This is a genomic window from Flavobacterium sp. MK4S-17 (assembly GCF_009848495.1).
Taxonomy (GTDB): domain Bacteria; phylum Bacteroidota; class Bacteroidia; order Flavobacteriales; family Flavobacteriaceae; genus Flavobacterium.
The window spans coordinates 1-14064 of sequence record NZ_WWEP01000014.1 but is presented as its reverse complement, the minus strand read 5'-3'; the positions used below and the strand labels follow the sequence as shown (position 1 = coordinate 14064).

At 38.4% G+C, this 14064-nt stretch carries 10 protein-coding genes; 1 reads left to right on the top strand and 9 read right to left on the bottom strand.

Annotated elements, in window-relative coordinates:
* The 8 genes from GSF09_RS06935 to GSF09_RS06900 form a co-directional block, all read right to left on the bottom strand.
* Positions 1-1374, bottom strand: a complete 1374-nt coding sequence (locus GSF09_RS06935; protein WP_159800223.1) for a nucleoside permease — start codon at positions 1372-1374, stop codon at positions 1-3.
* A 91-nt stretch (positions 1375-1465) separates the two neighbouring features.
* Positions 1466-2152, bottom strand: coding sequence for a (d)CMP kinase (cmk, locus tag GSF09_RS06930; protein WP_159800222.1), 687 nt, complete (start codon positions 2150-2152; stop codon positions 1466-1468).
* A gap of 4 nt (positions 2153-2156) precedes the next feature.
* Positions 2157-3176 (bottom strand): type IX secretion system protein PorQ, encoded by a 1020-nt coding sequence (porQ, locus tag GSF09_RS06925; protein WP_159800221.1) that lies wholly within the window; start codon positions 3174-3176, stop codon positions 2157-2159.
* Between the two features lie 107 nt (positions 3177-3283).
* Positions 3284-5734: an endopeptidase La gene (gene lon, locus GSF09_RS06920; RefSeq protein WP_159800220.1), complete on the bottom strand. Its 2451-nt coding sequence runs from the start codon at positions 5732-5734 to the stop codon at positions 3284-3286.
* Positions 5735-5926: 192 nt separating this feature from the next.
* Positions 5927-6844 carry a DUF6252 family protein gene (locus tag GSF09_RS06915; protein ID WP_159800219.1) on the bottom strand — a complete coding sequence of 306 codons (918 nt, stop codon included), beginning with the start codon at positions 6842-6844 and terminating at the stop codon, positions 5927-5929.
* Between the two features lie 51 nt (positions 6845-6895).
* Positions 6896-8203 (bottom strand): MFS transporter, encoded by a 1308-nt coding sequence (locus GSF09_RS06910; protein ID WP_159800218.1) that lies wholly within the window; start codon positions 8201-8203, stop codon positions 6896-6898.
* 85 nt (positions 8204-8288) lie between these two features.
* Positions 8289-9092 (bottom strand): 1-acyl-sn-glycerol-3-phosphate acyltransferase, encoded by an 804-nt coding sequence (locus GSF09_RS06905; protein ID WP_159800217.1) that lies wholly within the window; start codon positions 9090-9092, stop codon positions 8289-8291.
* A 40-nt stretch (positions 9093-9132) separates the two neighbouring features.
* Positions 9133-9774: a CoA pyrophosphatase gene (locus GSF09_RS06900; RefSeq protein WP_159800216.1), complete on the bottom strand. Its 642-nt coding sequence runs from the start codon at positions 9772-9774 to the stop codon at positions 9133-9135.
* Between the two features lie 49 nt (positions 9775-9823).
* Here GSF09_RS06900 and GSF09_RS06895 point away from each other — a divergent pair, with 49 nt between their 5' ends.
* Positions 9824-10267: a DUF4268 domain-containing protein gene (locus tag GSF09_RS06895; RefSeq protein WP_159800215.1), complete on the top strand. Its 444-nt coding sequence runs from the start codon at positions 9824-9826 to the stop codon at positions 10265-10267.
* A gap of 40 nt (positions 10268-10307) precedes the next feature.
* On the opposite strand, the gene GSF09_RS06890 is transcribed toward GSF09_RS06895, so the two are convergent.
* Entirely contained in the window at positions 10308-13571 is a 3264-nt protein-coding gene (locus GSF09_RS06890) for a T9SS type B sorting domain-containing protein (protein WP_159800214.1), read from the bottom strand.
* Positions 13572-14064 lie beyond the last annotated feature (493 nt).

Below are 14064 nucleotides of genomic sequence, written 5' to 3'. Positions count from 1 at the left end.
TTAATGTGCTACATTTTCAACCACTTTAGGGTCATGCTTATGCTTAAACATTATGGCAAAAGCTATTGCCACAATAAGTGCATAGGCTGCAAAGGCAAGCCATATACTATGCCAGTCCTTCATCAGTACGGGAGCATTAAAAGTACCGCTGGCAGCCACCTCTACACCATGCCCTTTTACAAATTCAAGCATCTGGTTATTGGCTGGTTCCGTTTCAAGGAAAGCGGCCAGTTCGTTTGTATTAGTAAATGATTTTGTAAAAAACCTGTCAATTGCCCACCCTGAAGTAAAGCTGCCTAATACAGCACCGAAACCATTGGTCATCATCATAAATAACCCCTGTGCCGATGAACGTATTTTTGCAGGAGTGGTTGTTTCTACAAACAAAGAGCCTGATATATTGAAAAAATCAAACGCCATACCGTAAACTATACATGAAAGTATAATCATCCAAAGCCCTGTTACAGGGTCGCCATAGGCAAACAGCCCAAAACGAAGAACCCATGCAAGCATACTGATAAGCATTACATTTTTAATACCAAAACGTTTCAGGAAAAACGGTATTGCAAGGATAAAGAGTGTTTCTGAAACCTGCGATATCGACATGATTATAGTAGAGTATTCCACTACAAATGAATCGGCATACTTAGGAAAGAATTTAAACTCATCAAGAAACACGTCGCCATAAGCATTTGTAAGCTGTAAAGCCCCTCCTAAAAACATGGAGAATATAAAGAACAGGGCTATTTTATATACACCGAAAAGCTTAAAGGCTTCAAGTCCCAATGCTTCAGCTAAAGTGGCATTAGCTTTGGTATTTTGCGGTTCGCATTTTGGCAGGGTAAAAGCATATAAACCTAACAGCACTGCGGCTGCGCCGGCTATATAAAACTGAAATTCTGTGGCTTTGCTGCCCGTAAGGTTGGTTATCCACATGGCAACAATAAAACCTATAGTGCCCCAAACCCTTATAGGCGGAAAATCTTTTACCACATCAAGACTGTTTTGTTTTAATGCGGTATAGGATATTGAGTTGCTTAGTGCAATGGTAGGCATATAACAGCACATAGCCAGCAGCATTACATATATAAAATCAGATGGGTTTCCTACCTGTGGGAGGTAAAACAACACCCCCGCATAAACCAAGTGAAGCACGCCGTACAATTTTTCAGCATTTATCCACCTGTCGGCTATTATACCGGTTATGGTTGGCATAAATATAGATGCTATACCCATAGTACCAAACACAAGGCCAAACTGTGTTCCGTCCCACTGCTTTGTGCCAAACCAGTAATTTGCTATAGTTATAAGCCATGCTCCCCAAACAAAAAACTGAAGGAAGCTCATGGCAATAAGGCGTACTTTAATACCCATATAAACGAAGTTGATTTAACATTTTGTTAACGCCGGTAAATCTATTAATAAAATTTAATTTAAAAAGGAAAATCGGCGTTAAAGTTAAGGTTTAACTAACCTTCTGCACTAAATCAACAACCTTTTCAAACTGTTGGGTTATTGAAAGGTTAGAATTATCAATTTCAATAGCGTCATCAGCCATTATAAGCGGAGAGTCCTTGCGGTGCGTATCAATATAATCACGCTCCTGTACATTTTTAAGCACAGCATCATAAGTTACATCCTGCCCTTTTCCCTGTAATTCCTCAAAACGCCGTTGCGCCCTTGTTTCGGGGCTTGCAGTCATAAAAAGCTTCAATTCGGCATTAGGAAAAACCACAGTGCCTATATCCCTTCCATCCATAACCACACCTTTATTTTCACCCATATGCTTTTGCTGCTCTACCAGCTTGGCGCGCACTTCCGATACTTCGGCAACACGGCTTACCCACCCTGAAACTTCCAGTGTCCTGATTTCGTTTTCAACATTTACCTCATTAAGGTATATTTCTGCATTGCCAATATCAGGGTTAAATAAAAATTGCAGGCTTATTTCAGGCAGTTTCCTTACCAGTCCGTCACGGTCAAAATGATCGTCAATAATATAACCATTTTGCAATGCATAATAAGTAACAGCCCGGTACATCGCTCCTGTATCTACATACACATACCCCAGGTGCTTTGCCAATTGCCGGGCAAGTGTACTTTTCCCTGTGGAAGAAAAACCGTCAATAGCAATGGTAATTTTTTTATCCAAAACCTTATTGTAAATTAATCATTAAGCCAAACAGGCTGGTATTGGCAGCCAGTGTATAGCGTGAATAGGAATAATCAAAGCGCAATTTATTAAATCGTAAACTCATCCCGGCCGATATGCCCGAAAAATTTCGCCTGTCTTCTATCCGTAGCTCTTCGCCCCTCCTGAAATTGTAGCCTACCCTAAGGTTAAAGCTTTTGCCGGGAAAAAGTTCTGCCCCCACAATAACATGGCGCAGTGCATTATTTATAAAAGAAACTTTTTCCTCTTCCCTGCCCCCGTCAAGTGTTTCTTCGGCACGGTTGGGATTGGAAAAAGAAATATTCCACTGCTGTAAATTTTCAAGGGTTAAATGCCAGCGGATAGGAACGTTTTCAACCTCCTGCGATATACCCGCTATTATTTCAAAAGGCAGTGTTTCCCGTGTTCCCGCATATGTTGTAAACTGTGTGCCTATATTTCTTAGCGCAATACCAATATTAATATCATTTACATCGTCAATATAAATTGCACCAATATCAATAGCACCACCAAAAGAATTATAACTTTCCAGTGTGGAAGAAATCAGCTTTGCACTTGCCCCCACATATATATCTGTCCAGGGGATATTATAAGCATATCCGAAAGACAACGCTGCCTCACTACCGGTAAATTCACCAGTAAGCAGCCCCGCTTCATCACGGCCTTCAAACGTACCGTAATTAGCATAATTTACACCAACATGAAAAGTCTGCACGTGCCTGTCCCATGTATAGGCATAAGCGCCTGTGCCATAAGATACTTCTCCATAATAGCTGCCGTAGTTAACTGACAGGTGATTGTCCATTTCCGGATTTATGGTAGCAGGATTAAAAATACCCTGGTTAACATCATAATCATAAAGGGTGACTATTTTACCGCCAAGCGCTGCCTGCCTTGGGGAAGTAACCAGGTTCAGGAACTGATAAGTGTGCTTACCGCCTATTTGCCCAAAAGAGAATGCGCTGCAAAAAAAAAGGGTATAAAGTAAAGAATTCCTGAACATTAGTAAAAGTACGTTTTCTGAATAGTATAACGCAGTTGCGAAGATATTATTTTTAAATAAAAAAACGGCTAAGAAATTTAGCCGTTTAATATATACGAGAAGTATGCTTATAGTGTTTTTGCATTCTTTACTTTCTGGTCGGTAATGGCGTGTTTTATAACATCGCCCATTTCTTTTACATAGTGAAAGGTAAGCCCTGTAAGGTAATCTTTATTTATTTCCTCAACATCCCGCCTGTTTTCCTCACACAGTATAATTTCTTTAATGTTAGCCCTTTTGGCAGCCAGTATCTTTTCCTTGATACCCCCCACAGGCAATACCCTGCCCCTTAATGTAATTTCGCCTGTCATGGCAAGGTGCTTTTTAACCCTTCTTTGTGTGAAAGATGATACCAGCGAGGTAAGCATAGCCACACCGGCACTGGGGCCATCTTTAGGCGTAGCGCCTTCAGGAACGTGAATGTGCACATTATAATTTGATATAACCTCCGGGCTGATGCCTAACAATTCTGCATTTGCTTTAATATACTCCAAAGCAATGGTTGCCGACTCCTTCATTACATTACCTAAATTACCGGTCATGCTCATATTTCCTTTCCCTTTTGAGAGTATGGATTCTATGAAAAGAATATCGCCGCCCACACTTGTCCAGGCAAGTCCTGTTACAACACCTGCCACTTCATTATTTTCATATTTATCGCGCTCCATTTTAGGGGCACCTAATACGGTTATAATATCTTCATCTGTTATTTTATTATTATACTCCTCCTCCATGGCAATGCATTTTGCAATGTGGCGCACCATTTTTGCAATTTGCTTTTCCAGCCCACGCACACCTGATTCGCGTGTATATCCTATTATAATTTTTTCAAGCTGTTTTCTTCCTATAGCAATATCCTTAGGTTTTAACCCGTGCTCCTCAATCTGCTTTGGCAAAAGGTGCTTTCTCGCTATTTCCACTTTTTCCTCAATGGTATAACCTGTCATGTTTATAATTTCCATCCTGTCCCTCAAGGCAGGCTGTATGGTGCTCATGTTATTTGAGGTTGCTATAAACATAACTTTGGAAAGATCGAAGCCTAACTCAAGGAAGTTATCGTAAAATTCTGAATTCTGTTCCGGGTCAAGTACCTCGAGTAAAGCAGAAGAAGGATCGCCGCTGTGCCCGGTAGATAATTTATCTATTTCATCCAGTACAAATACAGGGTTTGAGGTTCCCGCCTTTTTTATACTCTGTAAAATCCTGCCCGGCATAGCGCCTATATATGTTTTCCTGTGCCCGCGTATTTCAGCTTCATCACGCAATCCGCCCAATGAAATGCGTATGTATTCCCTGCCTAAGGCCTCTGCAACAGATTTACCAATAGATGTTTTACCCACGCCCGGTGGCCCATAAAGGCAAAGTATAGGCGATTTCATATCATTACGCAGTTTAAGTACCGCCAGATATTCTATGATGCGTTTTTTAACATCATCAAGCCCGTAATGGTCGCGGTGCAGTACCTTCTCTGCTCTTTTAAGGTCAAAATTATCTTTGGAAAACTCATTCCATGGCAGGTCCAGCATCAGCTCAAGATAGTTGCGCTGTATGGCATATTCCGCCACCTGCGGATTCATGCGCTGCAATTTTGCAAGCTCCTTTTCAAAATGAGATTTGGTTTTATCAATCCATTTTTTGTTCTTTCCCTTTTGGCGCATCTCCTCAATTTCCTGGTCATGCGATACCCCACCAAGTTCCTCCTGAATGGTTTTCATCTGCTGGTGCAGGAAATATTCGCGCTGCTGCTGGTCAAGGTCAAAACGTACTTTGCTTTGTATATCGTTTTTCAGTTCCAGCTTTTGCAATTCAAGGTTCATATAGCGCAATGTTTCCAGCGCCCTGTCCTTTAAATTATTTATAACAAGCAAATCCTGTTTTTCCTTAACTGTAAGGTTCATATTGGAAGAAACAAAATTTACAAGGAAAGAATTGCTTTCAATATTCTTAATAGCAAAAGTAGCTTCTGTTGGAATATTAGGGCTCTCTTTTATTATTTGTATGGCAAGGTCTTTAATCGAGTCTATTATTGTGGTAAATTCAACATCATCGGCTTCAGGCTTTACCTCATTAACCTCTTTAATTGTAGCCATTAAATAAGGCTGCTCAGTAGTTACCTGGTCAATCTCAAAGCGTTTTTTACCCTGTAATATAACCGTAGTATTACCATCAGGCATTTTAAGCACCCTTAATATCCTTGCTACAGTACCAATGGTATGAATATCTCCTGCAGCAGGCTCTTCCACAGCTTCATCCTTTTGCGCCACAACACCTATAACCTTACCTTTAGCGTTGGCATCGTTTATCAGTTTGATAGATTTGTCCCTGCCCGCGGTAATAGGTATAACAACTCCCGGAAACAGTACCATGTTGCGCAAAGGCAGTATGGGCAGTGCCTCTGGAAGTACTTCATTATTCATTTCTTCTTCATCTTCGGGAGTCATTAACGGTATTAATTCTGCATCCGTATCCAATTCCTGAAGTGACAGACTGTCAATATTTAAAATTTTCTGATTCGACATGTTATTTATTAAGTCATTTTGTCATTAAATAACATGGTATTATTGCTGCTACACAAAACGCAGTAGCCTTATTTACCTGTTATTCAATAAATACAATAATTATTCTTCTATTTTACTAACTATTCCTTTCAATCATTATGCCATAAAAAAATCCGCATTTAGCGGATTTTTAAATCATATAACTTAACAGAATTACCACTCATATTCAATATTGAATGAACCTTCTGTTATTTGTATTGTTTCATCGTTTTCGTCAGTTCCCGAAAATGAGAAGGTACCTTTTATCCAGCCGTTTTCTTTACTAATAATTGTAAGTGTACCTTCAGTTGCAGTGATAGACGTATCATTTGTAGAATAGTCTGCCGAAACATCAACCAGCACACCATCTGTTATAGCATATGTATCAGGCCCAAGTGTCTCATCTATCCTAAGCTGTATTGTTTCCAGGTTATTGCCTGATAACCCCATAAGGGTCATGTATCCTCCTGAACCTAATATTTGTATTTCGTCAAAGTTTACCATTGTTCCGTTAACCTTGGCTTTGTAATATTCTTCATCGGTTGGTGTTGGCCCGGGGTTAGTTCCCGGTATTGTACCAGTATAAGGAACATTTTGAAAAGTACCATTTGTAAATTCAATTATAGGCAGCCCTGATTCAGTATCAATAGGATAACCCGTAAACCTGAATGTACCCGATATGGTTTTTGCAGTAGTATTAATGTTTGTTATTATAACATTACCGTTTGTTTCTACATCGTCATTTACATTTGCATATGCGTTTTGTGTACCACCGGTACCGGGTAAGTAACTCATCTGCGCGTTAGTGTAAGACCCGACAGCAACACCCGGAAGTACAATATTAACCATTTCCCCGGAAGAACTTAGTAATCCTACTATTGTAATAACGTTAGATTGTACTACAGCTGTGGCAGCTGTGGCAGTACGTGTTTCGCCATCTATATTAACTTTAAATACACCCGAAGTAACACCTCCGCCATCATCATCAAAGCCGTCTTTTAAAACAGGATCAACCGGTTCTGTATCGCACGATGTGAAATTAAAAGCTGAAAACAGCACTAATAAAACTGCTAAAAAATTAATTTTTTTCATAACTTATTTGTTTTCGGTTCCAAATATAAAAGAAATAAATCTATATATCTATTATTTTTTTAAAACCCTTGAAAGTAAAAATATGCCTCCTAAAAAAAACACTGCAAGGAAGATAACCGAATAACGCATGCTTCCAAAAATTTGGTCTATAGCACCATAAAGTACCATACCTATAACAATACCTATCTTTTCGGTAACATCATAAAAGCTGAAAAATGAAGCCGTATCGGTAGTTTCAGGAAGGAATTTTGAATATGTTGAGCGCGACAACGATTGTATGCCTCCCATTACAAGCCCTACAAAACCAGCTGTTATGTAAAACTCTACTGGCTGTTCTACAAAAAAAGCCCATATACATATTACTGCCCATATTATATTAATACCGATAAGTGTTTTAATGTTGCCATACGTTTCCGAAAGCCTTGAGGTTACTATAGCTCCAGCCACAGCTACAAGCTGTATAAGCAATATACTTATTATAAGCCCCATTTGCTTGCCGCTTCCCTCTCCCCATTCAATTTCTTCGGCTCCAAAATAGGTGGCTACCAGCATAATAGTTTGCACCGCCATACTATATACAAAAAATGCCCCTAAATACCTTTTTAGGGTAGTATTAAGTTTTAGTTCGCCCCACACCTTTCTCAGTTCCCTGAAACCATTAAGCATAACATCGCGTGTAACCTTATTTTTTTTATTCCCTTTAGGCAGGTAATAATAAGTGTACTGGCTGAATAAAATCCACCAAATACCGACAGTTACAAATGATATACGCATGGCTGTCATAGCTGCTTCGCCTTCTGTTCCTGTTATGCCAAACCATCCCGGCTGCATTATCATGGCAAGGTTAACTATCAATAATATAACACTGCCTATGTAACCTAAAGAATATCCTTTCGCACTTACTGCATCCTGCTGTTCAGGATAGGCTATATCAGGCAGGTAGGAATTATAAAAAACCAGGCTGCCCCAAAAACCCACCAGCCCGAAAAAGTAACAAACAAGGCTCCAGTATATATCTTCAAGGTTAAACCAGTAAAGCCCGATACAGGAAACAGCACCCAGGTAGCAAAACAGCTTAAGGAATACTTTCTTGTTACCGGAATAATCGGCTATGCCCGAAAGCAGTGGCGATATAAATGCCACCAGTAAAAAAGCCAATGCCGTGGTAAAACTTATTAAAGCAGTACCTTTTAAAGATGTGCCGAAAACATCTATATGCGAGCGGCCGTCACTAAAAAGCGCATCAAAAAAAATGGGGAATACTGCCGAAGCTATAACCAGGCTGTAAACAGAGTTGGCCCAGTCATAAAATGCCCAGGCGGTAAGGAGCTTTTTGCTGCCTTTTTCAGGTTGTGCCATGCTGTTTTGGTTTGTGTACCGCCAAAACTAAATTATTTTCGGCAATAACAAAAAATAAAAAAGAGGCATATGCCTCTTTTTTATTTTAATAATCCCATTTTCTTTGCTTGTTAAGTTCCTCCTGTACTTCCAGTACTTCTGTAGGTATAACTTTAAGGAATGAAGGGTGCTGCTCTATGGCATACTCAATTTTCTCGATAATCTGGTCTATAGTTTCGTTTTCATAATCTATCTGCAAAGGCTCTTTCACTATAAACGACTGCAATATGCCCTTCTTTTTTGCCCGCAAGCCCTTTTTATCAAATGAGCGGCGAAAACCATCTATTACAATAGGAACAACCAGTGGCTTGTGCTGCTTTATAATATGTGCAGTTCCCTTCCTTATAGGCTTAAATGGCTTTGTGGTTCCCTGCGGAAATGTTATTACCCAGCCATCTTCCAGCGCAACTTTTATATTCTCAGTATCGTTAGGGTTAACTTCTCTCTGTATATCCTTTCCTTTGGCACGCCAGGTGCGTTCAACAGTTATTGCACCTGCATAAGCAAGAATGCGGGGCAAAAGCCCCTCGCGCATGGTTTCCTTTGCCGCCACATAATATATATTGAGCTTGGGATGCCATATATATCCTATATTTTTAATGGTGTCCTCCCGCCCTTTAAGGCTGGCATTAAAAACATGGAACATTGCCACCACATCGGCAAAATAGGTTTGGTGGTTAGATATAAAAAGAACATTGGTATCCGGCAGCGAACGTATAATTTCCGAACCTTCAATTTTAAGTTCATTAAACCCCCTGTAACGGCGGTGCGTTAAAACACCAAAAAACCGTATAAGCCATTTCTTAAGGAATAATATATGCCCAAAAGGATTTCTTTTAAATAAACCCATATTTCATTAATATCAAAGCTGCAAATTTAAGTAAACGTTACTATTTAAACGCTGTTTTTAAAGTTTCTTTAAGTTCGCTCAAAATCATGGCGGTAGCCCCCCAAATAATATTTTCCTGAAATATAAACGCCGGTACGCTTATTTTATGCGAATAGGATGTTTTCATTTCAACCGAAGTAACAGTAGCATCATCAAGCAGAACCTGCAGGGGCAGCTCTATTATAGCGTTTACTTCTGCAGGGTCAGGTATAAATTCAGGCTGCTTTCCGCATAGCCCCATAAACGGGTAAACTAAAAAATTGCTGGGCGGTATGTAAATTTTTGTAAAAGGCATAACCACATTAATTTCATGCCTGCCAACGCCAACCTCTTCCCAGATTTCCCTTAGGGCTGTATCGGCAAAGTCTTTGTCCTCTGGTTCCGCTTTACCGCCGGGAAAGGAAATTTGCGCTGAATGTACACCGGGATACGAATTCCTTTTTATCAGTACTAAACAGGTTTCGTCCTGGCGGGGGTAAAAAAGCATCATTACTGCTGATTCCCGGGGGTTATTTTTGGTATAATAATCGGGCTCCAGCGATGCCTGCCTTTCTACAGGTGCCATTTTTAAATGAGCCGAAACGGCAGGCAACTGTACTTTTACTATTTTTGGTATATATTTTATAAATTCGGTAAACTGCATAGCAAACTATAAAGGTAATAGAAATACTGCAGTTATAAAACGATAAATTATGTTTAGCAAAGCGGAAGCCCAACAGATAAAAAAAGATTTCTGGACGTCATTTGCAGAAGCCTACCCACGTAAATGGCTTTTGTATGACACCAAAATAAAAGATGTGTCATTTAAATTTTATGTTGATAATAAAAAAGCACAGGTAATGCTGGACATAGAACCAAAAGAGGATGATAAAAGAAAGATATATTTTGAAAAGATAGAATCGCTTAAAAACATACTGATTGATGAATTTTTACCCGATGCGATTTTTGAAAGTGATTTTTACCTTGAAAGCGGCAAAACAATCAGCCGGGTATGGGTAGAAAAAACAGGCATAAGCCTATACAACAAAGCATCATGGGCTGCTATATTCCGCTTTTTTAATTTAAGTATGGATGCCTTTGAACGCTTTTTTTATGAATATGAAGACTACATACGCGACCTTGATATGAATTCATAAAAAAACCCTTTCCTGTTTTGGAAAGGGTTTATAACCGTTTTTAACGAAGCATCGAGAAATGTCCTCTATATTCTCTTCCGTCTTCTCTTGTAACCACGAACCAGTAATCTGTAGATGGTAGTTGGATGCCGTTCAGAGTACCGTCCCAACCTTCACTGGTTGGGCCGAAAGTAGTTATAAGTTTGCCATAACGGTCAAAAATGGCGATTTTCATGTTTGGTTCTTTTATAGAGTATTTTATCTGCCATTTATCATGTATGCCATCACCATTAGGTGTAAAGAAATTAGGATAATGCAGTAATGCAATTTCTTTGTGCGCTTTGCCGCATCCCATTGCATCTTTTACATAAACCTGGTATAACCCTGATTCGAGATTGGTAAAAACATTGCTTTCCTGATAGTTAATATCATCAACTGAATACAGGTATTTACCGTTACCTGATGTATGAATTGTTATAGTGTTTTGATCTCTTGTCCAGTCAGAAGTTTCAATTTTCACAATAGTTGGCGTTTCAGATTCAGTTATTTCCACTTCTGCAAAACCATCACACATCATGTTACCATACGCTTTTTCCACAATTACAGTATATATACCTGGATCTGAAACCCATATACTCCTTGTTTTTTCGCCTGTTGACCATGTATAGCTGCTATAACCTGCGTTGGCAGTAAGCCTTAGTTTGTTGCCATCGCAAATAGTACCTTCAGTTGTTATCTTCGGCTCCTGATATTCCCCAACAAACAACCTGAAAGATGTTGTGCCGTGGCATATTGAAATATGATTGTTTACAAGCCTTGCGAAAATTCTTTGCCCATTAGATATATTAGTATAATATTCGTCTAAAGCATTTACTCCTAAATCTGCATCCTGCTGTGTAAGGTGGTAGGTTATAGTGTACATTGCGCTATGCAACGGGCCTAAAATTGCAGCATTCTGCTCGGTTAAATGGAAAACCTGTTGGGTAGAAGCTCCCGGTTCAGCACAAATAATCATATCGTTTGGCTGTGTTGCATCAGCTATAGAAGGCAGCGTTAACAGATTAAACCATTTGGTTACCACATTACCACAACCATCTTCCACTTCAAAAACATATTCGGCAGGCTCCAGGTTCACAAATATTTTATTAGTACCGTTTTGTACTAAAAAAGGAACGCCATTCTTTTTAATTATCCTGTAGGCTATAGGGTGGCCTACCGCCTCAAGATATACATCATTAGGGTTGCCTTCGCAGGCCATTGTATAGGCACTTGCTATAGAAAGCCCATCGGTATATGTAAAATCTCCCAGTACACTTATACAGTTATTATTTTGAGAGGTACCTGTTGCAAAAGTCTCAAATTTTTTCACAATCCTGAATTTGCCTTCAAAATTTAGGTTATTCTTAGTTACATTATTTGTCAGCTTAATACCTGTAGAGGTACCGGGCAGGCTGCCCTCTTCATAAACATTTCCGCTTACAGGATGCCCCCAGGTATTATTTGCCTCATTATATTTTTGAAGCCAGTAAGTGGCACCTTCTTTACCATTGCTGCTATCTGTAACCCTTACAGAAAATGAGCCGCACTTTGGTGTAAAAACAAAACTATTTAAAGGTGCAATATATCCTTCAACATTTAATGGAGCCAACTCTTTAACAATCCCGCAAATATCAGTAGCACGGAAAATGTAACTACCGGCCGGCAAATCTGCCATATATAAATCCCCTTCATTGTTAATGTAACTGCTAACATCATAAGGCAAATTACTGTTTAGCTGCTGCCTGTATGCCAAAGGAGCCGAAATTATTTCTATTGCTGTAATATCTCCGTTACCGCCTTTAACCCGTACTCCGCCAAAACCTGATGTGCATGAAGGCAATGTTACTGCATCAAAGCCTTTATCTTTAAATACCGGCACTTCTACATCTTCCTGGTATTCAAAACCACAATCATCTGTAAATTTTATGGTATAAATACCTAAAGGCATATTCCCTAAAACCAAAACTCCTGACGAATTAATCCTGCTGGTAACATCAGGATTGCTATTATCGTATATTGAGGGTGCAGCAACAACTTCTGCACTAACCACCTTTTGATTAGGTACACTAACCCTTATTTTTCCAAATTCCGAAAAACATCCATTATTTGTACCTTTTAAAGTTGGTGTTGGTTTTATAAATTCAACGTCAATAGCTTCAGTAGTCCTTCTGCCACAGGCATCCACTACTTCAACAACATAATGCCCAAATGGTAACGGATTTTCCTCGCTTCCGTAAACAACAGAATCATCTGTAAACGGCCCGTTAGGATTGTCATTGTAAAGCGAAGCATCAAAACCCGCAGGTTCAATAAAGGTAACGGTATAAGGCATCATATGCCTTGAAGGTGTTACCGAAAGATATTTTTCAGCACAAGTTGCATCTAAAAGAGCAATTGAAACCTTTATATCAGGATCTATAACATTGCCATTTTTTTCATAAAGAGCATTACAATTATCTGTAACAGCTATATCATAAGTATAACTTTCATCAAGCCTTGGCACTGTAACAGTTACCTCTGCATATTCTTCAGGCCCCTCTGTAATTGTTTGGTTAAAAACAATTGGATTACCCGATATATCCATAGCATCAAGTGTATGCTTCACGTTAAGAGGATACGTCATGGTACCTGAAGAAGGTGTAATTTTATTGCTTATTTGATAAGTATCGCACACATCTGTACTACTATCTTTATATATTGGATCTGATATGCTGAGCGTAGTATTAACTACAGATAATGTATATGATTTTACCTTACCTACACCACAAATATCAAATGCCCTTACATTATAAGAACCCGAAGGCAGATTTTCAAAAACATTTGAGGTTTGGAGCGGCCTTGTAACCGGCCCCGAGATAATTTCGAATGATGCTGCAACCCCTGAAAGTGTTTCAACTATAATATTACCTCCCTGAGAGCAATTAAGATTAGATGAATTAACATTAAAAGCAAATTCCTGTATATTATCAAAAATGGTAATATCCCTTTGCTGAGAATTCATCTGATTACCTAATGCCTGTAAGGCAACAACCCTGTAAACTCCGGAATTTAAACCGCCAATGTAAGTACTTTCCTGAACAGAAATAGGATTGGATGTATCAGGAAGTAAATAAACCTTATAAAGTAAAGAAGTATTTTCTAAGGTATCTGATACGGTAAAAGTAAGTGTTCCGTTGCCTAAACAGGTTTCATCTGTTTTAGTAACTTGTAAATTAAAATCAGGCAATTGCTGAGCATTAACACTGACTGTAATTATTAACAATAATAAGCTTGTAAATTTTTTCATAAATTTTAACCACACATTAAATCTCAGAGAGATTATCCTACATCATAAATTTATGCAAAAATATAAAAACTTACATTAACATATTGATTATTAAATATTTATCAAATGTATTTGAACGAATAAATTTACTTTATTTAAAATTTAAATATTTTAATGTACTGTATTTCAATACTAAAATACACATGAGTTAAATATTAAATTTTGTAATTTAAATATGTTAAATATATAAAATCCTTAATATTTTATAAATTATAAAGTAATTATTAAAATATTAATAATAAAAACAATAAATAACGAAAAAAATTTGTAAGTAAAATATAGAAAAAACTTACAAGCAGATATAATTATAAATCTGTACTACTAATACTATGTTAATAACAATATTTTTTCTCGATTGTATACAACCTAAAAAACAAAAAGCCCTTCATAATAATGAAGGGCTTTTAAAAGAAAGGCGACGACATACTCTCCCACAAGATGCAGTACCATCTGC